The sequence below is a fragment of the Amycolatopsis sp. NPDC049691 genome (assembly GCF_040675005.1).
In the GTDB taxonomy this organism is placed as follows: domain Bacteria; phylum Actinomycetota; class Actinomycetes; order Mycobacteriales; family Pseudonocardiaceae; genus Amycolatopsis.
In genome coordinates, this window is the sequence record NZ_JBFANX010000004.1 from 299,780 (window position 1) to 325,226 (window position 25,447).

General features: G+C 71.8%; 21 protein-coding genes and 1 riboswitch. Of the genes, 6 read left to right on the forward strand and 15 right to left on the reverse strand.

From position 1 onward, the window contains the following. Window positions 1–26 precede the first annotated feature (26 nt). Together AB0J40_RS11325 and AB0J40_RS11330 are read left to right on the forward strand one after the other, a co-directional pair. Complete coding sequence (locus tag AB0J40_RS11325) at window positions 27–1,994, forward strand: SDR family oxidoreductase (protein ID WP_364450798.1); 1,968 nt, start codon at window positions 27–29, stop codon at window positions 1,992–1,994. Between the two features lie 286 nt (window positions 1,995–2,280). Next, a complete protein-coding gene (locus tag AB0J40_RS11330) occupies window positions 2,281–4,062 on the forward strand; it encodes a hypothetical protein (RefSeq protein ID WP_364450800.1) in 1,782 nt (593 codons plus the stop codon). A gap of 2 nt (window positions 4,063–4,064) precedes the next feature. Here AB0J40_RS11330 and AB0J40_RS11335 read toward each other — a convergent pair whose 3' ends face one another. Together AB0J40_RS11335 and AB0J40_RS11340 are read right to left on the reverse strand one after the other, a co-directional pair. After that, window positions 4,065–5,210 (reverse strand): NAD(P)/FAD-dependent oxidoreductase, encoded by a 1,146-nt coding sequence (locus AB0J40_RS11335; RefSeq protein WP_364450802.1) that lies wholly within the window; start codon window positions 5,208–5,210, stop codon window positions 4,065–4,067. 94 nt (window positions 5,211–5,304) lie between these two features. Next, window positions 5,305–6,627, reverse strand: coding sequence for a PLP-dependent aminotransferase family protein (locus AB0J40_RS11340; RefSeq protein WP_364450805.1), 1,323 nt, complete (start codon window positions 6,625–6,627; stop codon window positions 5,305–5,307). A gap of 69 nt (window positions 6,628–6,696) precedes the next feature. Here AB0J40_RS11340 and AB0J40_RS11345 point away from each other — a divergent pair, with 69 nt between their 5' ends. Beyond that, on the forward strand, window positions 6,697–7,353 hold the full coding sequence (locus AB0J40_RS11345) for an O-methyltransferase (RefSeq protein ID WP_364450807.1): 657 nt from the start codon (window positions 6,697–6,699) through the stop codon (window positions 7,351–7,353). A 1-nt stretch (window position 7,354) separates the two neighbouring features. On the opposite strand, the gene AB0J40_RS11350 is transcribed toward AB0J40_RS11345, so the two are convergent. Together AB0J40_RS11350 and AB0J40_RS11355 are read right to left on the reverse strand one after the other, a co-directional pair. Beyond that, window positions 7,355–9,262 (reverse strand): transglycosylase domain-containing protein, encoded by a 1,908-nt coding sequence (locus AB0J40_RS11350; RefSeq protein ID WP_364451366.1) that lies wholly within the window; start codon window positions 9,260–9,262, stop codon window positions 7,355–7,357. A 92-nt stretch (window positions 9,263–9,354) separates the two neighbouring features. Continuing rightward, complete coding sequence (locus AB0J40_RS11355) at window positions 9,355–10,074, reverse strand: GntR family transcriptional regulator (protein ID WP_364450809.1); 720 nt, start codon at window positions 10,072–10,074, stop codon at window positions 9,355–9,357. A gap of 113 nt (window positions 10,075–10,187) precedes the next feature. Here AB0J40_RS11355 and AB0J40_RS11360 point away from each other — a divergent pair, with 113 nt between their 5' ends. After that, window positions 10,188–10,418, forward strand: coding sequence for a hypothetical protein (locus tag AB0J40_RS11360; protein WP_364450812.1), 231 nt, complete (start codon window positions 10,188–10,190; stop codon window positions 10,416–10,418). An 11-nt stretch (window positions 10,419–10,429) separates the two neighbouring features. Here the strand turns inward: AB0J40_RS11360 and AB0J40_RS11365 are convergent, their stop codons facing one another. The 7 genes from AB0J40_RS11365 to AB0J40_RS11395 form a co-directional block, all read right to left on the reverse strand. Then, complete coding sequence (locus AB0J40_RS11365; protein ID WP_364450815.1) at window positions 10,430–11,797, reverse strand: L-serine ammonia-lyase; 1,368 nt, start codon at window positions 11,795–11,797, stop codon at window positions 10,430–10,432. Between the two features lie 14 nt (window positions 11,798–11,811). Then, window positions 11,812–12,813: a lipoyl synthase gene (gene lipA, locus AB0J40_RS11370; protein ID WP_364450818.1), complete on the reverse strand. Its 1,002-nt coding sequence runs from the start codon at window positions 12,811–12,813 to the stop codon at window positions 11,812–11,814. Further along, window positions 12,810–14,084, reverse strand: coding sequence for a serine hydroxymethyltransferase (glyA, locus tag AB0J40_RS11375; RefSeq protein WP_364450821.1), 1,275 nt, complete (start codon window positions 14,082–14,084; stop codon window positions 12,810–12,812). The genes lipA and glyA overlap by 4 nt, the downstream gene beginning before the upstream one ends. Beyond that, window positions 14,084–14,461: a glycine cleavage system protein GcvH gene (gcvH, locus tag AB0J40_RS11380; RefSeq protein ID WP_364450823.1), complete on the reverse strand. Its 378-nt coding sequence runs from the start codon at window positions 14,459–14,461 to the stop codon at window positions 14,084–14,086. Before gcvH ends, glyA begins: the two co-directional genes overlap by 1 nt. Before the next feature lie 13 nt (window positions 14,462–14,474). After that, window positions 14,475–15,566, reverse strand: a complete 1,092-nt coding sequence (gene gcvT, locus AB0J40_RS11385) for a glycine cleavage system aminomethyltransferase GcvT (protein WP_364450826.1) — start codon at window positions 15,564–15,566, stop codon at window positions 14,475–14,477. 4 nt (window positions 15,567–15,570) lie between these two features. Next, window positions 15,571–18,456 carry an aminomethyl-transferring glycine dehydrogenase gene (gcvP, locus tag AB0J40_RS11390; protein ID WP_364450829.1) on the reverse strand — a complete coding sequence of 962 codons (2,886 nt, stop codon included), beginning with the start codon at window positions 18,454–18,456 and terminating at the stop codon, window positions 15,571–15,573. Further along, a riboswitch (glycine riboswitch) is annotated at window positions 18,440–18,538 on the reverse strand. (Overlaps the previous gene by 17 nt.) A 169-nt stretch (window positions 18,539–18,707) precedes the next feature. Further along, window positions 18,708–20,012 carry a helix-turn-helix transcriptional regulator gene (locus AB0J40_RS11395; protein WP_364450832.1) on the reverse strand — a complete coding sequence of 435 codons (1,305 nt, stop codon included), beginning with the start codon at window positions 20,010–20,012 and terminating at the stop codon, window positions 18,708–18,710. Between the two features lie 71 nt (window positions 20,013–20,083). Here AB0J40_RS11395 and AB0J40_RS11400 point away from each other — a divergent pair, with 71 nt between their 5' ends. Beyond that, window positions 20,084–20,281, forward strand: coding sequence for a hypothetical protein (locus AB0J40_RS11400; RefSeq protein ID WP_364450835.1), 198 nt, complete (start codon window positions 20,084–20,086; stop codon window positions 20,279–20,281). Here the strand turns inward: AB0J40_RS11400 and AB0J40_RS11405 are convergent. Genes AB0J40_RS11405 through AB0J40_RS11420 form a run of 4 tightly spaced genes read right to left on the reverse strand, consistent with a single transcriptional unit; the run spans window position 20,278 to window position 24,444 of the window. Further along, a complete protein-coding gene (locus tag AB0J40_RS11405) occupies window positions 20,278–21,045 on the reverse strand; it encodes a 3-oxoacyl-ACP reductase (RefSeq protein WP_364450837.1) in 768 nt (255 codons plus the stop codon). The two genes, AB0J40_RS11400 and AB0J40_RS11405, sit on opposite strands and share 4 nt — an antisense overlap. Continuing rightward, window positions 21,045–22,409 carry an aldehyde dehydrogenase family protein gene (locus AB0J40_RS11410; RefSeq protein ID WP_364450839.1) on the reverse strand — a complete coding sequence of 455 codons (1,365 nt, stop codon included), beginning with the start codon at window positions 22,407–22,409 and terminating at the stop codon, window positions 21,045–21,047. Before AB0J40_RS11410 ends, AB0J40_RS11405 begins: the two co-directional genes overlap by 1 nt. Further along, window positions 22,410–23,117, reverse strand: coding sequence for a gamma-glutamyl-gamma-aminobutyrate hydrolase family protein (locus AB0J40_RS11415; protein WP_364450842.1), 708 nt, complete (start codon window positions 23,115–23,117; stop codon window positions 22,410–22,412). It abuts the gene before it with no gap. Next, window positions 23,098–24,444, reverse strand: coding sequence for a glutamine synthetase family protein (locus AB0J40_RS11420; RefSeq protein ID WP_364451368.1), 1,347 nt, complete (start codon window positions 24,442–24,444; stop codon window positions 23,098–23,100). Before AB0J40_RS11420 ends, AB0J40_RS11415 begins: the two co-directional genes overlap by 20 nt. A gap of 414 nt (window positions 24,445–24,858) precedes the next feature. Between AB0J40_RS11420 and AB0J40_RS11425 the strand changes: the two genes are divergently transcribed. Next, window positions 24,859–25,383 (forward strand): general stress protein, encoded by a 525-nt coding sequence (locus tag AB0J40_RS11425; RefSeq protein WP_364450845.1) that lies wholly within the window; start codon window positions 24,859–24,861, stop codon window positions 25,381–25,383. Window positions 25,384–25,447: the final 64 nt, after the last annotated feature.

Here is a 25,447-nt window from a genome sequence, read left to right on the forward strand (position 1 = left end):
TCGGTGCCCTACCGAAGGGACCGGCCATGACGACCTACTTCGTGACGGGCGCGACGGGCTTCATCGGGAAGCGCCTGGTCGCCCGCCTGCTGCGGCGGCCGGAGACGTCCGCCGTGTACGCCTTGGTCCGCGAGACCTCCCGCGAGCGCCTGACCGCCTTGGCCGCGGCCTGGCCCGGCGCGGAGAAGCTGCACCCGGTGGTCGGCGACCTCGCCGAACCGCGGCTCGGCGCCGACCCCGCCGTGCTCCCCCACCTCGACCACGTCGTCCACCTCGGCGCGCTCTACGACCTCACCGCCGGCGAAGAGGCCAACCGGCACGCCAACGTCGACGGCACGCGGCACCTGCTCGCCTTCGCCGCCGCGGCCGGGGCGGGGCTGGTGCACCACGTGTCCTCGATCGCCGTCGCGGGCGACCACGCCGGGCGGTTCACCGAGGCCGACTTCGACCTCGGGCAGCACTTCCCTTCGCCGTACCACGCGACGAAGTTCCAGGCCGAGAAGCTCGTCCGCGAGCAGTCCCTGCCCTTCCGCGTCTACCGGCCGTCGGCCGTCGTCGGCGACTCGCGCACCGGCGAGATGGACAAGGTCGACGGCCCGTACTTCTTCCTGCCCGCCATCTCGCGGCTGGCCGCCCTGCCCGCGCGGCTCCCGCTGGCCGCACCCGACCTGGGCGCGACGAACCTGGTGCCGGTCGACTACGTCGTCGAGGCGATGGAGTACCTGATGCACCAGGACGCGCCGTCCGGGGCGACCTACCACCTCGCCGCCGCGCGGCCGCAGTCGCTCAACTCCGTCTACAACGCCTTCGCGCGCGCGGCCGGCGGACCGCGGGTCCGGGCCGAACTGCCCGGTGTGGTGCGGCGCGTGGGCACCCGGCTCGCACACGCGGCGGCCGGCGGCGTCGACCGCGTGCCCGGCGGCCGGGCCACCCGCGCCGCCGTTCTGGACGAACTCGGCATCCCGCTGGACGTGCTGTCGCACCTCGGCATGGACGTCGTCTTCGACACCGCGCGGACGACGACCGCGTTGTTCGGCAGCGGGATCGAGCTGCCGGAGCTGCGGGACTACGCCGCGCCGCTCTACCGGTACTGGCAGGCCCACCTCGACCCCGACCGCGCCCGGCGCCGGCCCGGGCTGGCCGGTCGGACGGTGCTGATCACCGGCGCGTCGTCGGGGATCGGCCGGGCGTCGGCGCTCGCCGTGGCGCGCAAGGGCGCGAAGGTGATCCTCGTGGCGCGGCGGGAGTCGGAGCTGGCCGAGGTCCGCGACGAGATCACCGCGGCCGGCGGCGTCGCCGCGGCGTACCCGTGCGACCTCACCGACGGCGACGCCGTCGACGCGCTGGTCAAGGACGTCCTCGGCGAGCACGGCGCGGTCGACATGCTGGTGAACAACGCCGGCCGGTCGATCCGGCGCTCGGTCGCGCTGTCCACCGAACGCTTCCACGACTTCGAGCGCACGATGGCGATCAACTACTTCGGGCCGGTGCGGCTGATCCTCGGGTTCCTGCCGTCGATGGCGCGGCGGCGCTTCGGCCACGTCGTCAACGTGACGACCCAGGGCCTGCAGACCGACACCCCGCGCTTTTCGGCGTACCTGGCGTCGAAGGCCGCGCTGGAGGAGTTCGGGCTGACGGCCGGGCGCGAGACGCTCTCCGACGGCGTCACGTTCACGTCGGTGCGGATGCCGCTGGTGCGGACGCCGATGATCGCGCCGACCGGGTACCGCGGCATCCCGTCGAGCAGCCCGGAGCGTGCGGCCGCGCTCGTCGTGAAGGCCTTGGAGGAGCGGCCGGAGATCCTGAGCCTGCCCGAGGGCCGGGCCGCCGAGCTGGCGACGCTCGCCGCGCCGCGGGTCGCGCGGTTCGCCGCGCACCTGGCGTACTCGGCGATGCGGGAGTCCGCGCCCGAGGCCCGCGGGCTGCCCCGCCGGCCCGCGCCGGCGGCGGTCGCGGCGGCGATCACCCGCCTGATCTGGCGCCGTCGTGCTTGATCTCCGCGAATTCCGCCGAAACGCTGGATTTGACGACGACGGTACTTCTACCCTCGCGCGAGTCCCGTACACCGGTACGGGCGTGAACTGGGGAGTTCGAAATGCGCGAAACCAGCACTGGGGAACGGTTCGCCGCGGCCGACGAGACGGCCGCGATCGGCACGGCCAGGCACACCCTCGGCTGAGCCCGAGCGGGGCGGCCCCGGTGGTGCTGTGCATGCCGGGGCCGGGCCCGGCCGCTACCATCGCTTTCCGGGCGTGATCGGGGAGCGGAAGGCGGGCAGGCGTGGACGTGGCGAGTCCTGCGCGCGCCGCCGCACCGGAACCCGTGTCCGCCAAGACCGCGCGGCCCCTGCTGCGGTGGGGCCTCCACGCCGGCTGGGTCGTGCTGCTCGCCCTCGCCACCGAACTGCGCGTCGGCCGCTTCGGGTTCCACCCCTCCGACCAGGGCTTCATCCTCGCCCAGGCGTGGCGCGTGCTGCACGGCGAAGTCCCGCACGCCGACATCATCTCCGCGCGGCCGCTCGGGTCCGCCGTGCTGCACGTCGCCGACTTCGCGCTGCCGATGCCGCTGTTCTTCGGGTCCAGCTTCCTTTCGATGGTCGAGATCGTCGTCGCGACCATCGCGTTCGCCACGCTCGTCACACGCCGCCGCGTGCTGGAGTGGGGCCCGGGCATGACGGCGATGGTCGCGGCGGCGTCGCTGATCAACCTCAACGCCTTCCCGCTGATGGCCTGGCACACCGTCGACGGCATCGCGCTCACCGCGTGCGGGGCCTGGGCCCTCGACACCGGGCTCTCCAAGAACCACGCGCTCGCCCGCCGCGGCGGGCTCGTGCTGCTCGGCTGCGCGGTGTTCGTCAAGCAGAGCTTCGTGCTGGCCGCGGTGATCGGCGTGCTGTGGCTGCTGCTGCACCCGGCCACCCGGGCGGGCAGCCGGCGCGTGCTGCGGTTCGTCCTCGACCTCCTCGCGCTCGGCGCGCCCGGGCTGCTCTACGTCGCGTGGGTCAGCATCGGCGGCGGGTTCGCCGAGATGGTCGAGCAGCTGACCGGCGGCGTTCCCGCGTACGGCGAACGCCTGCTCGGGCTCTGGCTCGAAGACCCCGAGGCGCTCACCCGGGCGCCCGTGCGGGAACTGGCCTTCTTCGCCGCGATCGCCGTGGTGCTGCTGGCCGTCCGGCTGCCGGGTGACCGGCTCGGCGCGGCCGGGCGGATCGCGTCCTGGGTGCTGGTGCTCGCCGGTGCCGCCGCGGTGGTCTGGACGGTCGTCGACGGCCGGTTCACCGGCTCCTCGCGCTGGGCGGACGTCCTGTGGTGGATCGTCGCGGTCAGCGTGCCGGTCAACGCGGCCGTCGCGCGGAAGGTGCCGTGGGCCGGGCTGCTCGTGCTCGCCACCGGGTTCATGACCAGCCTGTCCTGGGGCAACGACACGCCGACGCTGCTCACCGGCACCCTCGCCCTGACGGCGTTGCTGCTGCTGAGCCACGTCGTCCCGCCGCGGCCGCGGCTGGCCCGCCGCTGGGTGACCGCGACGGCGGGCCTGACCGCGGTGGCGGTGTGCGGCTGGGTCGTCGTCGCCCGCCACGACCAGGCCGCCTACCTCGACCTCGGCCACGACCGGCTGACCGAGGACCTCGGCGACGTCACGCCGGCGATGGCCGGCATCCGCACCAACCCCTCGACGCACACGTTCGTCCGGCAGATCCGCGACTGCCTGGACCGCTTCCCGGCGGCGAAGACGGCGATCCTGCCGGACAGCCCGTTCGCCTACCCCGCGTTCGGCCTGCGCAACCCGTTCCCGCTCGAATGGCCGCTGCCGCTGGAGATCGTCGGCGACGCGCCCGAGCGCATGCTCGCGCGGGCCGACGAGCTGAACCGCGAAGGCGGCTACCTGGTGCTGTTCGAGACGGACTCGATCCGGCAGCTCGCGACGGGCGGCCCGGTGCCGGAGTCGATCCCGGCGGACACGCCGGTGTTCGACTACCTCGGCCTGGAGAAGGCGATCCAGGCCCGGCTCACGGGCCGCGCCGTCACGTGCGGGAGCTTCGTGGGCAAGTACGCGCCCTGAGCTCAGGAAGCCCGCCCGGTCTCGAGGAACGTGGTGAACGCGTCGATCAGGACCCGCGCGGTGTCCTCGCCCTCCTCGCCGGTGAAGAGCTCGCCGAACTCGACGCCCTCGGCGGCGATCTTTTCGGCGCGGGGAAACATGGCCCGCTCGTACGCGGCCAGCGCCGCCTCGACGTCGCCGGGGTGGGCCGCGAGGGCCTCGCCGAGCTCCGCACCGTCGAGCATGGCCAGGTTGGCGCCCTCGCCGTTGGCCGGCATGAGGTGGGCCGCGTCGCCGACGAGGGCCACCCCTGGCACCCGGTCCCACCAGCGCCCGATCGGCAGGGTGTGGTGCGGGCGCAGGACGGGTGCGGTGTCGCCGTCGGTGATCAGCGCCGTGAGCTCGGGCGCCCAGCCGTCGAACTCCGCCGCGACCCGGGCGGCGGCCGCGGCCGGGTCGGTGAAGTCGATGGCGTCGAACCACTCCAGCGGCCGGGTGAGCGACACGTAGGTGTGCAGCGTGTCGCCGCTTTCCCGGTGGGCGTGGATCCCCTTGTCCGGCGCGGGCACCATCAGCGAGCCGCCGCCGACCGCCCGCGCGGCGGCCGGGTGGCGGGTGTCGGCGTCGTAGAGGTAGATCTCGACGAAGGCTTCGCCGGTGTATTCGGGGGTGGCGTCGGTGAGCAGCGGCCGGATCTTCGACCAGGCGCCGTCCGCGCCGACCAGCAGGCTCGTGACGACCGTGGCGCCGTCGGCGAAGGTCACCTCGTGACGGCCGTCGGCGAGGGTGCGGGCGCCGGTGACTTTGTGTCCCCAGTGGACGGTGCCTGCCGGGAGCGAGTCCAGCAACAGCTGCCGCAGCTCGCCGCGCTGGACTTCGGGACGGCCTCCCGTGCCGTCGTCGGCCTTTTCGAACAGCAGCGCGCCGTCGGTGCCGAGGACCCGCATCGCCTGGCGGCCTTCCAGGATCAGCTCGCGGAACCCGGCCGTCAGGCCGGCGGCTTCGACGGCGAGCTGGCCGTTGTAGTCGTGGATGTCGAGCATCCCGCCCTGCGTCCGCGCCATCGGTGAGGCCTCGGCCTCGTAGACGGTGGCGGGGATGCCGTGGACGTGCAGGACGCGGGCCAGGGTGAGGCCGCCGAGGCCGGCGCCGATGATCGTGACGGTCATGGTTGTTCCTCCGGTTCGTTGCCGATGACCGAAGACTGGCGCGGGCCCCTGGTGCGGACCGCACACCGCACTGGCACGCCGCTGGCACCCGCTGTCAGTCGGCCAGCAGGTCGTCGGGGCTGCCGCTGACCAGGGCCGCCAGGACGTCGAGCGCGGCTTCCAGGGCCGGCACCGGCGGCGCGGACACGGCGAGCCGCACGGCGTTCGGCGCGTGGCCGGGCAGGACCGCGAAGGCCGCCGCCGGCAGCAGCGCGATGCCGTGCCGCGCGGCCGCCGCGACGAACGTCTCCGCCCGCCACTGCTCCGGCAGTTCCCACCAGCGGTGGTAGGACGCGGCGTCGCCGCGCAGGCCCGGCAGCTTTTCCCGCACCACAAGGGCCCGCGCGGCGGCGTCCCGGCGTTTCGCGGCTTCGACTTCGGCGAGGGTGCCGGTCGTGATCCACCGCGTCGCCGCTTCGACGGCGAACCGCGACGCGGCCCACGCGCCCGACCGCACCGAGGAAGCGAGCCGAGGGGTCCACGCCGGCGGCGCCACCAGGAATCCCGCCGTCAAGCCCGGTGCGACGCGCTTGGAGAGGCTGTCGACGAACACCGTCCGCTCCGGTGCGTACGCGGCGAACGGCCGGACGTCGTCGCGCAGGAACGTGTAGATGCCGTCCTCGATCACCGGCAGGTCCAGCCGTTTCACGACGTCCGCCAGCTCCTCGCGGCGGCGGGTGGGCATGGTCGTGCCGAGCGGGTTGTGCAGCGTCGGCTGGACGTACAACGCGCGGACCGGGCCGGCCGCGGCCAGCGCGGCCGGGACGAGACCGTGCTCGTCGGTCTCGATCGGCACGAGTTCGACGCCGAGGCGCGCGGCGAGGCCCTTCGCCACCGGGTAGGTCAGGGATTCGACGGCGAGCCGCTCCCCCACCGGCACGAACGCGGCGACCGCGGCGGCGATGGCCTGCCGCCCGCTGCCGGTGAAGAGCACGGTCGCGGGGTCCGGCCGCCAGTCGCCGCGGGCGAGCAGCGTGGCGGCGGCCTGCCGGGCGGCCGGCGTGCCCGCGGCGCCGATCGGGTGCAGGGCGGCGGTGAGGACGTCGTCCCGCAGCAGGGGTTGCAGCGCCTGGGCCAGCTTCGCGGATTCGCCGGGCAGGACGGCGAAGTTGAGTTCGAGGTCGACGCGCGCGTCCCCGGGTTCGGCGAGCGCGGGCTCGGGCGGCGGTTTCGCGGCCCGGACGAACGTCCCGCGCCCGACTTCGCCGACGGCCAGGCCCCGCCGGATCAGCTCCCCGTAGACACGGGCGGCGGTGGAGCCGGCGATCCCGCGCTGCCGCGCGAACCGCCGCTGCGGCGGGAGGCGGTCGCCGGGCCGCAGCCGGCCGGCTTCGATGTCGGCGGCGAGGGCGTCCGCGACGACGCGGTAGTCGTCCATGTCCACCTTTCCGCTTCCGATCGATCCTCCAGCATGATCCCAGCCCGCTAGATTGAGGACGGAGGTGCCATGACCGACAAGACCTGGGCCGAAGTCGACGACTACCTCACCGAGGCGCTGCTCCCGGCCGACCCCGTGCTCGACGCTGCGCTGGCCGATTCGGCCGCCGCCGGGTTGCCGCGGATCGCCGTCGCGCCCAACCAGGGCAAGCTGCTGAACCTGCTGGCCCGGCTGGCCGGCGCCCGCTCGATCCTGGAGATCGGCACGCTCGGCGGGTACAGCACGATCTGGCTGGCCCGCGCGCTGCCGTCCGGCGGCAAGCTGGTGACCTGCGAATACGAGCCGCGGCACGCCGAAGTCGCGCGGGCGAACCTGGCGCGCGCGGGCTTCGGCGAGGACGTCGTCGACATCCGCGTCGGCGCCGCGCTCGACACGCTGCCGACGCTGACCGGGCCGTTCGACTTCGTCTTCATCGACGCCGACAAGAGCAACCTCGCGAACTACGTGCGCGCGTCGCTGGAGCTGGCGCGGCCGGGCACGACGATCGTCGTCGACAACGTCGTCCGGCAGGGTGCGGTGGCCGACGCCGCGAGCACCGACCCGAACGTCCTCGGCGCGCGCGAGATGTTCGACGTCCTGGCCGCCGAGCCGCGGCTGGACGCGACCGCCGTGCAGACCGTGGGCGCCAAGGGGCACGACGGGTTCGTGCTGGCCCTGGTCCGCTGAGTCACCGCGGCGGCCGCACCACCGGGGGCGGCCCCACGGCGATCGGCCGGGCCGGCTGCCCCCGCAGTGCCGCGGCCGTGTACCCGCGCCAGACGTCGGCCGGGACGACGTCGCCGGTGAGCTTGGCGCCGGTCGCGTCCACGAGCCGGCGCTCGTCGTCGGAGCCGATCCAGACCGCCGTCGCCAGCTCGGGCGTGTAGCCGACGGCCCAGGCGTCCTGGAAGTCGGGGCTGTTGCCGTGCTCGGCCTCGCCGGTGCGCAGCGCGGCCCCGGTCCCGTCGGACAGCGTGCCGGTGACGCCCCGGGCGATGCGGCGGCTCTCGTCGCCGTCTTCGTCGAACGCCGGCCGCGCGGTGTCGGTGTGCTCCCAGACGACCGCGCCGCTTTCGTCCCGCACCTTCGCCACCAGGTGCGGGGTCGTGCGGCGGCCGTCCGCGGCGAACGTCGCGTAGGCACCCGCGAGGTCCAGTGGCCGCAGCGGATACCGGCCGATCGCGATACCCGCGCCGATCAGGAAGCCGTCCTTCTCGCGCATGGTCGGCGTGCCGTCGACGGTCTCCGGGATGCCCGCCTGCCGCGCGGTTTCGCTGAGCGCGTCGGGCCCGAGCTTCTTCGCCAGCGCGACGAACGGGCCGTCGGCGTGCGCCCGCATCGCCGTGCGCGGGGTGCACTTCGGGCCGCAGACCTCGGGGTACTTGAACTTCTCGCCGAGGAACTCCTGCTCCGCGGGCGCCGGGACCGGCACGTCCGGGCCGTAACCGCGGCGCAGCGCGGCGGCGAGCGTGAACGGGTAGAACGCCGAGCCCGCCGCGTGCGGGGTGCTCGCGTAGTCGCGGACGCCCTGGTCGCCGCCCTGGTAGGCGCGGACGGCACCGGTCTTCGGGTCGACGGAGACCAGCGCGCCGCGGAACTCCTTCGGTTCGCCCTTCAGCCTGTCCTGCAACGCTTTCTTCGCGGCGTCCTGCAGGCCGTGGTCCAGCGTCGTCTCGACGGTCATGTTGCCCTGCTGCAGCCGGCCGAGCGGGAAGCCGTCCTGTTCCAGTTCGGCGAGGACCTCCTGCTTGACGTGGAACTGGTCATAGGTGAGCCGGCCGGCGCGGGTTTCGGACGGCGACTGGATCTCGGCGCCGGGGTAGGCCATGGGTTCGCTCGCCTTCACGTATCCGCGCGTTTTGAGCTTGTCCCGGACGTACTCCCAGCGCCGGGCGGCGTGCGCGTCACCGGACGCGGCCGGGTCGTGCACCGAGGGCGACTGGATCATCCCGGCGAGGAAGGCCGCTTCGCTCCAGGTGATCGAGTCGTCGAGCTTCTTGCCGAAGTAGGCGTTCATCGCCGCGGCGGGCCCGAACGTGCCGCGGCCGAAGGAGATGATGTTGACGTAGCTTTCGAAGATCTGTTCCTTGCTCTGTTCCTGGGTGATCTTCGTGGCCAGCACGAGCTCGGCGAACTTGCGGCCAAGCGTGGCGTCGTCGTCGCCGGTGGACTTCTTGATGTACTGCTGGGTGATCCCGGACCCGCCGCCGACGCCGGTCAGGAACGCGCGGCCGATGCCGGTCGGGTCGAAGCCCTGGTTGTCCCAGAAGGTCGGGTCTTCGGTGGCGATGATGGCGTCGCGCAGCTTCGCGGGCACCTGCGCGTAGGGCACGAAGGTGCGGTCACCGTCGGCCGGGACGACCTTGAGCAGCTCGGAGCCGTCGGAGTAGGTGAGCACGACGGTCTTGTCGAGCCCGGCGAGCACCTCTTGCGGGCTGCGGACGTCGAGGACGAGGTAGGCGACCCAGAAGGCGATCAGCGGACCGCCGACGAGCGTGCCCACGGTCCAGTAGGCGATCCGCCGGAAACGCCGCCATCGCCGGCGGCGCGGGGTGTCCGGCTGCGCCGGGGTTTCGGCTGTCTCCTCGGTCGACAAGGTCACGAATGGATGACGGCCGAACGAGTGAGAAGGTTCTGTGGAGGACTACCGAGAGTTGTTCGAATCCTGTCAAGACGCGGTCAGCGTCGTCAGGAGAGGAACGCGCGCAGGAGGGACGCCGTGCCTTCGATGTGCTCGGCCATCGCCTGGCGGGCCGCGGGGGCGTCGCCCGCCAGTATCGCGTCGACGATCGCCTCGTGCTGGGCGTTCGAGTGCTCGAGGTTGGGCGGGAGCAGCGGGATGCGGTCGAGCAGCTGGTTGACGCGGGTGCGCGCGTCGGCCATCGCCGTGGTCAGGGAACCGGACGCCGTCACCTCCGCGATCGCCAGGTGCAGGCGGGAATCCTTGCGACGGTAGTCGGCGAGGTCCGCGCCGGCGGCTTCGGCGAGCGTGCCGGTGAGGTGGCGGCGGTCGGCCGGGCTCAGCGACCGGGCGGCGGCCATCTCCGCGGCGCCGGTTTCGAGGACGTACCGGAGGCACAGCGCGTCCTCGAGGCCGGCGGCGTCGATCTTGCCTTCGGGTTCGGGTGGGCCGGGGAGAGTGTCGTGCACGAACGTGCCGCCGTAACGGCCCCGCCGTGACTCCACGTAACCGGCGTCGGAGAGCGCGCGGATGGCTTCGCGGAGCGTGACGCGGCTGACTCCGAGGCGCTCGGCGAGCTCGCGCTCCGACGGCAGCCGCTCCCCCGCGCCGACCACGCCGAGGCGGATGGCCTGCAGCAGCCGCTCGACGGTCTCCTCGAAGGCGTTGCCCGCGCGAACCGGCCGGAACAGCGCTTCACCGGCATTCGCCACCGAGGTCGACTCCATCCCGCGAGTCTAGGCCGCGGCGCACCTTCGGAGTGGCTTCGGGCTCGCGCGGCGGTCACACTGTGTTCGCGGTGCGGAAAACCAGTGGAACCGGACGGCCAGGGTCGGCGACGATGGCACCACCGACACCGAACATCGACGCAGGGGGCGATCCGGTGCACTTCCTGATGGCGGAAGACCTGGTCCACGAGCGAGAGGACGAGCTGCGCCACGGCGTCCGCAACCGCCCGCCGGGCCGGGCGACGCCGAGCCGCAGCCCGGGAACGCGAAAGCAGCAGCTGGGCTGGCGCCTGGTCGAGGTGGGCCTGCGGCTGGCGGCGGAACCGGAGGACCGCCGCAACTGACGCCGCCGGCCTCAGCACTCGATGACGTTCACCGCCAAGCCGCCGCGGGCGGTTTCCTTGTACTTCACGCTCATGTCCGCGCCCGTCTCGCGCATCGTCTTGATCGCCTTGTCCAGCGTCACCACGTGGCTGCCGTCGCCGCGCATGGCCATCCGCGCCGCGTGGATCGCCTTCGACGCTCCCACCGCGTTGCGCTCGATGCACGGGATCTGGACCAGGCCGCCGACCGGGTCGCACGTCAGCCCCAGGTGGTGCTCCACGCCGATCTCCGCCGCGTTCTCCACCTGGGCCGGCGTGCCGCCCAGCACCTCCGTCAGCCCGGCCGCCGCCATCGCCGACGCCGAACCGACTTCGCCCTGGCAGCCGACCTCCGCGCCCGAGATCGAGCCCGTCTGCTTGAGGATCGAGCCGATCGCGCCCGCCGTGAGCAGGAAGGTCACGATCCCGTCGTCGGTCGAGTGCCGGATGAACCGCTGGTAGTAGTGCAGCACCGCCGGGATGATGCCCGCCGCGCCGTTGGTCGGGGCCGTGACGACCCGGCCGCCCGCCGCGTTCTCCTCGTTGACCGCCAGGGCGTACAGGCTCACCCAGTCCATCGCGTACAACGGGTCGTCCGCGCCGTCTTCGGCCAGCAGCTTCTCGTGCAGCGAACGGGCCCGCCGCGGCACCTTCAGCCCGCCCGGCAGGACGCCTTCGTGCGTGCAGCCGTTGCGGACGCACTCCGCCATGACCGCCCAGATGTCCAGCAGCCCCGACCGCACCTCTTCACGAGAACGCCAGGAAAGCTCGTTCGCCAGCATGATTTCGCTGATCGGCTTCCCCGTGGCCGCGCAGTGCCCCAGCAGGTCGGCGCCGGTGCGGAACGGGTACGGCACCGGGGTCGAGTCCTCGACGAACACCGTGTCCGTCTCGTACGACTCGTCGCGGACGAACCCGCCGCCGACCGAGTAGTACGTCCGTTCGCGCAGCAGCGAACCCGACGCGTCGAACGCGCGGAAGACCATGCCGTTCGGGTGCGCGGGCAACGACTTGCGGCGGTGCATGGTGAGGTCGGTGTCCTCGTCGAACGCGATCTCGTGCGTGCCGGCCAGCAGCAGCCGGCCGGATTCGCGGATCGCCGCGATGCGGGCCGGCACGGTGTCGGTGTCGATCTCTTCCGGACGTTCGCCCGACAGTCCGAGCAGGACGGCTTTGTCGCTGCCGTGCCCGAACCCGGTCGCGCCGAGCGAGCCGAACAGCTCGGCCTGGACGCGGGACACCGACGGCAGGTCGTCGCCGAGTCCGTCCACAAAGGTCAGTGCCGCCCGCATCGGCCCGACGGTGTGGGAACTCGACGGGCCGATGCCGATGGAAAACAGGTCGAAGACGCTGATCGCCATTGATCCGCCCCTTCCTATCGCGCCAGCAGGGAGCTGGCTTCTTGCGCGGCCGGGCCCTGGTCGGCGAGGTGCTGCAGGTTCTCCGGCAGCTCCTCTCCACGGTAACCCTTGGTCTGGGCGTAGAGCCGTCCCGCGCGGTAGGACGACCGGACCAGCGGTCCGGCCATGACGCCCGCGAAACCCATCGCCTCCGCCGCGCGAGAGTGCTCGACGAATTCCTCCGGCTTGACCCACCGGTCCACCGGGTGATGCCGAGCAGAGGGACGCAGATACTGCGTGATCGTCAGGATCTCGCACCCCGCGTCGACCAGATCTTGCATCGCCGGGGCGACCTCGTCCGGGGTCTCGCCCATGCCCAGGATCAGGTTCGACTTCGTCACCAGCCCGGCCTCACGCGCCTTCGTGATGACCTCCAGCGAGCGTGCGTACCGGAAACCCGGGCGGATCCGCTTGAAGATCCGCGGCACCGTCTCCACGTTGTGGGCAAGGACCTCCGGCCGCGCCCCGAACACCTCGGCCAGCTGCTCAGGATCCGCGTTGAAGTCCGGAATCAACAGCTCGACCCCGGTACCCGGGTTCAACGCATGAATCTGCCGCACGGTCTCCGCATACAGCCACGCGCCACCATCCGGAAGATCGTCCCGGGCCACGCCGGTCACCGTGGAGTACCGCAAGCCCATGGCCTGCACGGACTCCGCGACCTTCCGCGGCTCGGTGCGATCCAACGCAGCAGGCTTACCCGTGTCGATCTGACAGAAATCGCACCGGCGCGTGCACTGATCCCCACCGATCAGGAACGTGGCCTCACGGTCTTCCCAGCACTCGTAAATGTTGGGACAACCGGCCTCTTCACACACCGTGTGCAAACCCTCGCGACGCACGAGACCCTTGAGTTCGGTGAACTCCGGCCCCATCCGCACCCGCGTCTTGATCCACGACGGCTTCTTCTCGATCGGCGTCTCACTGTTGCGAACCTCGAGACGCAGCAGCTTCCGGCCCTCGGGCAACGCGCTCATCGCGAAAGGTCCGCGTACAGCGGGTGCTTCTTGGCCAGCGTCTCGACGCGGTCACGCAGCTTCGACCGCAAGGCGTCGTCGAAGTCCGGCTTCAGGGCCTCGGCGATGACGTCGGCGACCTCGGCGAAGTCGTCCGCCCGGAAGCCGCGGGTGGCGAGCGCCGGCGTGCCGATCCGCAGGCCGGAGGTGATCATCGGCGGGCGCGGGTCGAACGGGACGGCGTTGCGGTTGACCGTGATGCCGACCTCGTGCAGCCGGTCCTCGGCCTGCTGACCGTCCAGAGTGGACTGGACGAGGTCGACGAGCACCAGGTGGACGTCGGTGCCGCCGGTCAGCACCCGAACACCGGCCGAGGCGCAGTCTTCCCGCGAGAGCCGCGACGCGAGGATCCGCGAGCCCTCCAGGGTGCGCTGCTGACGCTCCTTGAACTCCTCGCTCGCGGCGATCTTCAGCGCGACGGCCTTGGCCGCGATGACGTGCTCGAGCGGGCCACCCTGCTGGCCCGGGAACACCGCCGAGTTGATCTTCTTCGCCAGCTCCTCGCGGCACAGGATGAGCCCGCCGCGCGGGCCGCCGAGGGTCTTGTGCGTGGTCGTGGTGACGATGTCGGCGTGCGGCACCGGCGACGGGTGCAGCCCGGCCGCGACCAGCCCGGCGAAGTGCGCCATGTCCACCATCAGGCGGGCACCCACGAGATCCGCGATCCGGCGGAACTCGGCGAAGTCGAGCTGACGCGGGTAGGCCGACCAGCCGGCGATGATCAGCTTCGGCTGGTGCTCGACGGCGAGGCGCTCGATCTCGGCGAGGTCGACGATCCCGGTCTCTTTGTCGACGTGGTAGGCGACGACGTTGTACAGCTTGCCCGAGAAGTTGATCTTCATCCCGTGCGTCAGGTGACCGCCGTGCGCCAGGTCGAGGCCGAGGATCGTGTCGCCCGGCTTGAGCACGGCGAACATCGCCGCCGCGTTGGCCTGCGCGCCCGAGTGCGGCTGGACGTTGGCGTGCTCGGCGCCGAAGAGTGCCTTCGCGCGGTCGATGGCGAGTTGCTCGACGACGTCGACGTGCTCGCAGCCGCCGTAGTAGCGGCGGCCCGGGTAGCCCTCGGCGTACTTGTTGGTCAGCACCGAACCCTGCGCTTCGAGCACGCCCACCGGGGCGAAGTTCTCGGAGGCGATCATCTCCAGGGTCGACTGCTGGCGGGTCAGCTCGTCCGCGACGGCGGCGGCGACCTCGGGGTCGACGTCGGCGAGGTGGGCGTCGAAAGTCGGCATCAGTTCTCCTGGGTGTGCGCGGCGTACGCGGCGGCGTCGAGCAGGTCCGGCACGTCCCCGGTCAGACGCACCTTCAGGAGCCATCCTTCGGTGTACGGGTCGGAGTTGATGACCTCGGGGGTGTCCGATGTGGTGCCGTTCACCTCGACGACCTCGCCGGAGACCGGCGCGTACAGCTCGCTGACCGACTTGGTCGACTCGACCTCGCCGAACACCTCGCCGGCGGTGATCGTCGAGCCCGCGTCGGGCAGCTGGACGAACACGATGTCACCGAGCGACTCGGCGGCGAAGGCGGTGATGCCGACGGTGGCGATGCCGTCCTCGACCTTCAGCCACTCGTGTTCCTTCGTGTACTGCAGGTTCTCGGGGATGCTCACAGCTGGGAGTCCTTTACGCGCGGGAGTAGAAGGGCAGGGCGACGACCTCGACGGGCTCGATCCTGCCCCGGATGTCGACGGAGAGCTCGGTGCCGGGCTCGGCGTACGCCCGATCGACGTACGCCATGGCGATCGGGTACCCCAGCGTGGGCGACAGGGCACCGCTGGTGACCTCGCCGATCTCGGTGCCGTCCACCAGCAGCTGGTAGCCGTGCCGCGGGGCACGGCGACCCGACCCGCGAAGGCCGACGCGCACGCGTGGGACGTCGGCCTTGGACCGCTCTTCCAGAGCCGCGCGGCCGACGAAGTCGCCCGGCTTCTCGAACTTGACCACGCGGCCGAGCCCGGCTTCGAAGGGGCTCTGCTCGACGGTGAGTTCGTTGCCGTACAACGGCATCCCGGCTTCGAGGCGCAGCGTGTCACGGCAGGCGAGACCAGCCGGGACCAGGCCGTGCGGCTCGCCGGCTTCCAGCAGCAGGCGCCACAGCGCCGGGGCCTCGTCGGCGTCGACGAACAGCTCGAAGCCGTCCTCGCCGGTGTAGCCGGTGCGGGCCAGGAGGACGTCGTGGCCCTTCACCGAGGCCGGGACGCTGGCGTAGTACTTCAGCGCGTCCAGGTCGGCGTCGGTGACCGCGCCCAGGATCTCGACGGCCTTGGGGCCCTGGACGGCGATCAGCGCCGTGGTTTCGGACTTGTCGTCCACGACGGCGTCGAAGCCCGCGACCCGCTCGGCGAGGGCGTCCGCGACGACCTTCGCGTTGCCCGCGTTCGCGACGACCAGGTAGTGCTCGTCTTCCAGCCGGTAGACGACCAGGTCGTCCAGGACGCCGCCGTCGGCGTTGCAGATCATCGTGTACCGCGCCCGGCCCGGCTTGACCCCGGTCAGGTTGCCGACCAGCGCGAAGTCCAGGACGTCGGCCGCCTGCTTGCCGGTGACGTGGATCTCGGCCATGTGCGAGAGGTCGAACAGCCCGGCCGCCTCGCGGACGGCCTTGTGCTCGGCCAGCTCGCTGGCGTAGCGGACCGGCATGGACCAGCCGGCGAAGTCGGTGAACAGCGCACCGAGTCCCTTGTGGACTCCGTGCAGAGAGGTTTCGCGAGACACGGGTTCAGCCTTCGTAAGCGTTGAGGGGCGGGCAGGAGCACACGAGGTTACGGTCGCCGCGGGCGCCGTCGATGCGACGCACCGGGGGCCAGTACTTGTTCTTGCGCGAAACACCCGCCGGGTACACGGCCAGTTCCCGGTCGTAGCGCTTGTCCCACTCCCCGACCAGCGTCTCGGCCGTGTGCGGGGCCCCGCGCAGCGGCGACTCCTCGGCGCTCCACTTGCCGCCTGCGACCTCGTCGATCTCGGCGCGGATGGCGATCATCGCGTCGCAGAACCGGTCGATTTCGCCCAGGTCCTCGGACTCGGTCGGCTCGACCATCAGCGTGCCGGCGACCGGGAACGACATGGTCGGCGCGTGGAAGCCGTAGTCGATGAGCCGCTTGGCGACGTCGTCGACCGTCACGCCGGTCTCCTTGGTGATCTGGCGCAGGTCGAGGATGCACTCGTGCGCGACCAGGCCGTCCTGGCCGGTGTAGAGCACCGGGTAGTGCGGCGCGAGCCGCGAAGCCACGTAGTTCGCGGCCAGCACGGCGACCTTGGTGGCCGCGGTCAGGCCGGGTGCGCCCATCATCCGGACGTAGGCCCAGGAGATCGGCAGGATCGACGCCGAGCCGTAGGGCGCGCCGCTGATCGGGCCGACGCCGGTCTCGGGACCGGCCGCGTCGAGCAGCGGGTGGTTCGGCAGGTAGGGCGCGAGGTGCGCGCGCACCGCGACCGGGCCGACGCCGGGGCCGCCACCGCCGTGCGGGATGCAGAACGTCTTGTGCAGGTTCAGGTGCGAGACGTCGCCGCCGAACTCGCCCGGCTTGGCCAGCCCGAGCAGGGCGTTGAGGTTCGCGCCGTCGACGTACACCTGGCCGCCGCCGTCGTGCACGATCTTGGCGAGGGTGTCGATGTCGTGCTCGTACACGCCGTGCGTGGACGGGTAGGTGACCATGATCGCGGCGAGCGTGTCGCGGTGGGTGTCCACCTTGGACCGTAGGTCCTCGAGATCGACGTTGCCCTCGTCGGTGCACTTCACGACGACCACGCGCATCCCGGCGAGCACCGCGGAAGCGGCGTTGGTGCCGTGCGCGGACGACGGGATCAGGCAGACGTCACGGGCTTCGTCGCCGTTCGCGCGGTGGTAGGCGCGGATCGCGAGCAGGCCGGCGAGTTCGCCCTGGCTGCCCGCGTTCGGCTGCAGCGACACCTTGTCGTAGCCGGTGACCTCGGCCAGCCACCCGGCCAGCTGCCCGACCAGCTCGTGGTACCCGGCCGCGTCTTCGGCCGGGGCGAACGGGTGGATGCCGGCGAACTCGCGCCAGCTGATCGGCTCCATCTCCGTGGTGGCGTTGAGCTTCATCGTGCACGAGCCGAGCGGGATCATGCCGCGGTCGAGGGCGTAGTCCAGGTCGGACAGCTTGCGCAGGTAGCGCAGCATCGCCGTCTCGGAACGGTGGGTGCCGAAGACCTCGTGGCCCATGAAGCCGCTCTCGCGGGCCAGGCCGTTCGGCAGGGCGACGCCGTCCTGGACGTCGGCCTCGACGCCGAACGCCTTCAGCACCTTCGCGGTGATCGCGGGGGTGCTGACCTCGTCGAAGGCGACGCGGACGTGGTCGGCGTCGACGTGCCCGAGGTTGATCCCGGCCTCGCGGGCGGCCGCGTGGACCTCGGCGGCCTGGCCGGGCACCCGCGCGACGACGGTGTCGAAGAAGGACTCGTGCACGACCTCGACGCCGGTCTGCCGCAGGGCGTCGGCGAAGCCCGCGGCGAGGCCGTGGACGCGCTGGGCGATCTTCTTCAGGCCGTCCGGGCCGTGGTACACCGCGTACATCGCCGCGAGCACCGCGGGCAGGACCTGCGCGGTGCAGATGTTCGAGGTCGCCTTCTCGCGGCGGATGTGCTGCTCACGCGTCTGCAGCGCGAGGCGGTAGGCGGAATTGCCGTCGGCGTCGACCGAGACGCCGACCAGGCGCCCAGGCAGCGAGCGCTCCAGGCCGGACCGGACCGACATGTACCCGGCGTGCGGGCCGCCGTAGCCGAGCGGGACGCCGAAGCGCTGCGTCGACCCGGCGGCGACGTCGGCACCGAACTCGCCGGGCGAGGTGATCATGGTGAGCGCGAGGAGGTCGGCGGCGACGGTGAACAGCGCGCCCGCGGCCTTCGCCGACTCGGAAATCGCGTGGTAGAAGCCGCGGCCGCGCAGCACGCCGGACGCGCCGGGGTACTGGACGACGACACCGAAGAACTCGTCCGGCAGGCCGGTGAGCAGGTCGCGGACCTCGACCTCGATGCCGAGGGCCTCGACGCGCGTGCGCACGACGGCGATGGTCTGCGGCAGGCACTCGGCGTCGAGGACGACCTTGTTCGACTTCGACTTGGACGCCCGGCGCATCAGCGTCACGGCTTCGGCGACGGCGGTCGACTCGTCCAGCAGCGAGGCGTTCGCGGTGGCCAGGCCGGTCAGGTCGGCGACCATGGTCTGGAAGTTGAGGAGCGCTTCGAGGCGGCCCTGCGAGATCTCCGGCTGGTAGGGCGTGTAGGCGGTGTACCAGGCCGGGTTCTCGAGGACGTTGCGGCGGATCACGCCGGGCGTCACGGTGTCGGAGTAGCCGAGGCCGATCATCTGGGTCATCGGCCGGTTGCGCGCGGCGAGAGCGCGCAGCTCCGCGGTGGCGTCCTCTTCGGACGCGGCGGGCGGCAGGGTGAGTTCCTTCGTCGCGCGGATGGCGCTCGGGACGGCGGCGCCGACGAGGGCGTCCAGGCTGCCGTAACCGCATTCGGCCAGCATCTTCGCGCGCTCGGTCTCGGACGGGCCGATGTGGCGGGCGTCGAACTGCGTTGAAGTGATGGGGAGCTCCTCGGGCCGGGCACACGGGTGCGCTGGGAACTCCCCCTCTGTCATGGCACCTGAGAGTTTCACCGTGGGAGACACGGCTTTCACCTTGGGTGAGGCGCGGGTGCGCCTGCTTTCCAGAGTGGCCTCGCGCGAAGCGGTAACAGGTACCTGAGAGATTCTGGGGAGTTTGCTCCTTCGGTGCCCCACTGACTTCGTGAGGGCTCTCCCGCCCCGGCTCTACGGCCCGATCTGCAGTTGTGACGGTCACGGTACCTGCCGGGTTCGAGGTCCGTCTACTTCACCCGGGCAACGCCACATCAGTCTTCGAGCGGCACTCGACCGGCGACCCGGCGGACCACGTGGCCGGCCAGCGCCGGCGGGCGCCGGACCCGGCCCGAGGGCAGGACCAGGCGTTTCAGCGGCCCGCCCACCGGCACCGGCGGGTGCCCGGCGCCCAGCAGCACCTGCTCGACGATCTGCTCGGCGAGCCACGCCACCGAGTCGTTGAGCCGGTCCAGCGAGGGGTGGTCGCCGTCGAAGACGTCCTCGTCGGCGAGCGTCACCTCGAAGTACGAGCAGCCCGGCGGGACCGAGAGCGCCTCTTCGATCGCCCGCGCGCCGTCGAGGGGGTCGGCGAACCCGGCTTCGAGCAGCGGCTCGCGGTAGATCCGCGCCGCCCGTGCCCGCATGCGCGGCCCGTAGCGGACGACGACCGGGAGCCGTCCGGTCAGGTCCGGCACGGCCAGTCCGTGCAGCAGCATGATCGGCGGCACCGAGTGCACCAGCCGCGGCGCGGGCTCGGCCAGCTCGCGCGCGGTGACCCGGACGCGGTCGGCCATCGCGTCCGGGAGGCCGAAGTAGCGGAAGTCGACGTTGCCGAACCCGAGCCCGTCGGCGACCAGCGACGCCAGCAGCTCGCCGTACCCCCAGATCGGCGACAGCACCACGACCGGCGGCGCGGCGACCACCGGCGACGGCGCGGGCGGGCGCGTCGCCTCCTGCTCGGGCACCTGGATGACCAGCCGCGGCGGCTCGTGCCAGTCGTGCACCTCGGCGACCCGCCAGTAGAGGCCGAGCGGCCGCCACAGCTCGCCGAGGATGTCGTGCTCGATGATCCGGCGCACCTCGGCGTCGTCATGGGGGAAGTCCCGCGGCGGCACGATCCCGACGTAGTGGTGGTAGGTGACGCGGACCTCGTCGCCGCGGGTGGCCGACCGGATCCGCATCTCCCAGTCGATCGGCGACGCGGCGATGGCGTTGGCGACCTGCGTGCCGGGCGAGGAGTAGACGAGCGCGGTGGCCTGCCGGAGGAACTGCCCGGCCTGGTCGATGCCCTCCCGCAGCGCCTTCGCCGCCTGGGCGACGTGCACCGGGCTGGCGAGGCTCTCGGGCAGCACGCCGGCGACGCGCAGCAGTTCGGCCTCGCTCAGCCCGGTGACCTCGGCGAGCTGCGCCCAGTGGTCGAAGACGGTCACCTTCGGCGCGTGCCGGTGCTCGATCCAGCTGCGCAGGGTCGACGTCGGGACGCCGATCCGGCGGGCGGCCTCGTCGAGGGACAGGCCCCTCGCGCGGATGCCCGTCCGGACCGCTTCCGCCCACTCGCCGGCGCGCCAGTGCGTCACCTCACAAAGCTAACGAAACCCGCTAGCTTTGCGCAGGGACGAATCGCCCACGCCCGCCCGACGCTGTGACCATGACCACCACCATCATCGCCCTGACGCTCATCGTCGGCGTCGTGACCTTCGCCGCCGGGGCCTTCCTCGCCTCCGAGATCGCCGTTCGCGTGCTTCGCCGCCGCGAGAGGCTCGTGTCCGAAGAGCGCAAGAAGCTCAACGCCGCCTGGAGCTACCTGCGGGAGGTCTACGGCGTCAAGAAACCGACCAAGCGTTAGAGCGGGGTGACGTACGCGCCGGAGATGCCGCCGTCGACCAGGAACTGCGAGGCCGTGATGAAGCTGGCGTCGTCGCTGGCCAGGAACGCCACCGCCGCCGCGATCTCCTCGGGCTCGGCGAACCGGCCGACCGGGACGTGGACCAGGCGCCGCGCCGCGCGTTCCGGGTCCTTCGCGAACAGCTCCTTCAGCAGCGGCGTGTTCACCGGGCCCGGGCACAACGCGTTGACGCGGATGTTCTCCCGCGCGAACTGCACGCCCAGCTCCCGGCTCATCGCCAGCACGCCGCCCTTGGACGCGGTGTAGGAGATCTGCGACGTCGCCGCGCCCATCACCGCCACGAACGACGCCGTGTTGATGATCGACCCGCGACCCTGGCGCTGCATGTGCGGCAACACGGCCTTGCAGCAGTGGTACACCGACGTCAGGTTGACCCGCTGCACCCGCTCCCACGCCTCGATGCCGGTGGTCAGGATGGAGTCGTCCTCGGGCGGGGAAATCCCGGCGTTGTTGAACGCGACGTCGACCGAGCCGAACTGCTCGACCGTGCTGTGGAACAGGTTCTCGACCTGCTCGGCGTCGGTGACGTCGGTCTGGATGAACGCGCCGCCGATTTCGTCGGCCGCGGCCTTGCCCGAATCCGGCGTCAGGTCCCCGATCACGACCTTCGCGCCCTCGCTCGCCAGACGGCGGGCCGAGGCGAGCCCGATGCCGCTCGCGCCGCCGGTGATCACCGCGACGCGGCCTTCGAAACGCTGGACCATTACTCCTCCGTGCTGAGAAAGACGTTCTTGGTTTCGGTGAACGCCGCCGCGGCGTCGGGGCCCAGCTCGCGGCCGAGGCCGGACTGCTTGAAGCCGCCGAACGGCGTCCAGTAGCGCACCGAAGAGTGCGAGTTCACCGACAGGTTGCCGGCTTCGACGCCGCGCGCCACGCGGAACGCGCGGCCGGCGTCGCGGGTCCAGATCGACCCGGACAGGCCGTACTCGGTCGCGTTGGCCATCCGGATCGCGTCGGCCTCCTCCGCGAACGGCACGACGGCGACGACCGGGCCGAACACCTCCTCCGCCACGGCGGGGTGCCGCAGGTCGGGCGGGGTGAGGACGGTCGGCGGGAACCAGTAGCCCGGGCCGGCGGGCGCGCTGCCGCGGAACGCGACCGGGGCGTCGTCCGGCACGTAGGAAGCGACCTTCTCCCGGTGCGCGGCCGAGATCAGCGGGCCCATCTCGGTCTTCTCGTCGCCGGGGTCGCCGACGACGACGCCGTGCACCGCGGGTTCGAGCAGCTCCATGAAGCGGTCGTACGCGCTGGCCTGCACCAGGATCAGCGACCGCGCGCAGCAGTCCTGGCCGGCATTGTCGAAGACGCCGTAGGGCGCGGTCGCCGCGGCCTTCTCCAGGTCGGAGTCGGCGAAGACGATGTTCGCGTTCTTGCCGCCCAGCTCCAGCGTCACGCGCTTCACCTGGGCCGAGCAGCCGGCCATGATCTGCTTGCCGACCTCGGTGGAGCCGGTGAAGACGACCTTGCGCACACCCGGGTGGTCCACGAACCGTTGGCCGACAACGGATCCCTTGCCGGGCAGCACCTGGAAGACGTCCTCCGGGATGCCCGCCTCGCGCGCCAGCTCGGCCAGCCGGAGCGCGGTCAGCGGGGTCAGCTCGGCGGGCTTGAGGACGACGGTGTTGCCGGCGGCGAGCGCGGGCGCGAACCCCCAGCCGGCGATCGGCATCGGGAAGTTCCACGGCACGATCACGCCGACCACGCCCAGCGGCTCCTGGAACGTGACGTTGACGCCGCCCGGCACCGGGATCTGCCTGCCGATCAGGCGTTCCGGCGCGGCGGAGTAGTAGTTGAGGACGTCCCGGACGTTGCCCGCCTCCCAGCGGGCGTTGCCGATGGTGTGCCCGGAGTTCTCGACCTCCAGCCGCGCGAGGTTTTCGATGTCCGCCTCGACGGCGTCGGCGAAGCGGCGCAGCAGCCGCGCGCGGTCGCCGGGGGTGACGTCGCGCCAGGCCGGGAACGCCGCCTGGGCGCGGGCGATCGCCGCGTCGGTCTCCTCCGCGCTGGTCAGCGGGACGGTCCGGACCACCTCCTCGGTGGCCGGGTTCCGGACGTCGAAGGTGGTCATCTACTTCTCCTTGCTCGCTTCGACGAGAGCCTGGAACAGCCGGACGTCGTCGGTGTCCTGCTCGGGGTGCCACTGGACGCCGAGGGTGAACTCGCCCGGGATTTCGGCGGCCTCGACAGTGCCGTCGGCGGCCCAGCCGACCGGTTCCAGCCCGGCGCCGAGCCGGTCGATGGCCTGGTGGTGGTAGCAGAGCGTCTTGGTCTCGGGTCCGAGGATCGCCGCCGCGCGGCTGCCTTCGGCCAGGGTCACCGTGCCGCGGCCGAACGTCGCCGGGGCGGGCTGGTGCTCGGTGGAGCTCACACTTTCGGGTAGGTGTTGGACGAGGGTGCCGCCGAGGGCGACGCTCATCACCTGCAGGCCGCGGCACACGCCGAGCACCGGCTTGCCCCGGCGCCGGGCGGCTTCGAAGAGGCCGAACTCGAAGGCGTCCCGCTCCGGCCGGGTGTAGGTGGCCGGGTGCGGCTCGGCGCCGTAGCGCGCGGGTTCGACGTCGGCGCCGCCGGTGAGCACCAGCCCGTCCACTGTGGACACCAGCCGGTCGTACGCGTCGGACACCGGCGGCAGCAGGACCGGGATGCCGCCGGCCGCGACGACGCAGTCGACGTAGAACCGGTGCAGCAGCACGGCGTCGGTCTCCCAGACCCCGAACTTCGCGGGCTCGAGGTAGCTGGTGAGACCGATGACGGGGCTAGAGGCGCTCGAAGCCACGGATCAGCTCCCAGTCGGTGACGGCGGCGTTGTAGGCGTCGATCTCGATCTTCGCCGCGTTCAGGTAGTGGTCGACGACGTCGTCGCCGAAGGCCGCGCGCGCCAGGTCGCTGCCGTCCAGGGCCGCGGCGGCTTCGGGCAGCGTCGTCGGCACGGTGCGGCGATCGGAGCCGTAGGCGTTGCCGGTGAACGGTTCTTCCAGTTCCAGCTCGTTCTCGATGCCGTGCAGGCCGGCGGCGATGAGCGCGGCGACGGCCAGGTAGGGGTTGACGTCCCCGCCCGGCACGCGGTTTTCGACGCGCAGCGACTCGCCGTGCCCGACGACGCGCAGGGCGCAGGTGCGGTTGTCGGTGCCCCAGGCGATGGCCGTCGGCGCGAAGCTGCCGGGCACGAACCGCTTGTAGGAGTTGACGTTCGGCGCGAAGAAGTACGTCAGCTCGTGCAGCCCGGCGAGCTGGCCGGCGAGGAACTGCTCCATCAGCGTCGAGAAGCCGTGGTCGTGGTCCCCGGCCAGGACGGCGCGCCCTTCCGTGGAGCGCAGGCTGATGTGGATGTGGCAGGAGTTGCCCTCGCGCTCGTTGTACTTCGCCATGAAGGTGAGGCTCTTGCCCTCCTGCGCGGCGATCTCCTTGGCGCCGTTCTTGTAGACGCTGTGGTTGTCGCAGGTGCGCAGGGCATCGGTGTAGCGGAAGGCGATCTCCTGCTGACCGGGGTTGCACTCCCCCTTGGCGGACTCGGGGTAGAGCCCGGCACCGGCCATCTCGTTGCGGATGCGGCGCAGCAGCGGCTCGAGGCGCGCGGTGCCGAGCATCGAGTAGTCGACGTTGTACTGGTTGGCGGGCTTGAGGCCGTGGTAGCGCTTGTCCCAGGCGGCTTCGTAGGTGTCGTCGAAGACGATGAACTCCAGCTCGGTCCCGACGTAGGCGGCGAGCCCGCGTTCGGCGAGCCGGTCGAGCTGCCGGCGCAGGATCTGCCGCGGCGACATCGGCACGGGCCCGCCTTCGACGCGCTCGACGTCGGCGAGGACCAGCGCGGTGCCTTCGTGCCACGGGATTTCGCGCAGGGTCTCCAGATCCGGGCGCAGCACGAAGTCGCCGTAGCCGCTGTCCCACGAGGAGAGCGCGTAGCCGTCGACGGTGTTCATGTCGACGTCCACGGCGAGGAGGTAGTTGCAGGCCTCGGTGGCGTGGCCGACGACCTCGTCGAGGAAGTACTCCGCCGAGCAGCGCTTGCCCTGGAGCCTGCCCTGCATGTCCGTGATCGCGACGAGCACGGTGTCGATCGTGCCCGCGTCCACGCGCGCCCGGAGCTCGTCGAGGGTGAGCATGCCTCGCCTGCGTGCCATCAGCCGCCCCAAAGGTTTGATGCGAATCCTTTGCGGGTTCTTCCTACCCGGTCGTAGCGGCGCGGTCAACTAGAGCAAAGGTATCTTTTTGAGCCATTCGATTCGTGCTCTGACTCCCCCGGCGAGGTCGGCCACCTTGGCGCTCGGCATCCTGCGCCGGCTCCCGGCCCGCCGTTTCCACCACCGCTCCGGGTCCGGGTCGCCGGACTCGCGCCGCGGCTGCCTCCCCACTCCCTGGCATCGATCACCCCACCGCCTACCACCCCCGCTGCCCACCCGGCCTACGCTCGCCGCCGGTATGCGCGGTTTGCCCGGCTGAGAAGAGTCTGTGAATTCGTCCCGGCGGGAGGAATCCCGGGTACTCCCACGTTGTACGGGGCAGGAGAGGTGAGATCGATGACCACAGCATTCACGCAGCAGAACGCGATCGGACAGCAGCAGGCGCGGCCCCAGCTGCCGACCATGCCCACCGGCTGGCCGATCGGCTCCTACGAGTCCTACGAGCAGGCGCAGCGCGCGGTCGACCACCTCGCGGGCACGGACTTCCCGGTCACCGACGTCACGATCGTGGGCGTGGAGCCGATGCTCGTCGAGCGCGTCGCCGGCAAGCTGTCCTGGGGCAAGGTGCTGAGCAGCGCGGCGACCTCCGGCGCGATGTTCGGTCTGTTCCTGGGCCTGGTGCTCAGCCTGCTGAACCCGGGCGCGGGCCTGGTCCCGATCGTGATCGGCCTGGTCGCCGGGCTCGGGTTCAACCTGCTCTTCGGCGCGCTGGGCTACGCGGTGAACCGCAACAAGCGCGGGTTCATCTCCCAGAGCCAGCTGGTCGCCCGCCGCTACGACGTCCTTTCCCAGCCGCGCAACGCCGAAAAGGGCCGCGCGCTCCTGGCGGACCTCGCGGCGCGCAGCGCGTTCGGCCACTGACCCTGCTGTTCGTGAAGGCCGCCTCCGGGACTCCCGGGGGCGGCCTTCGCCGCGTCTGGGGTTC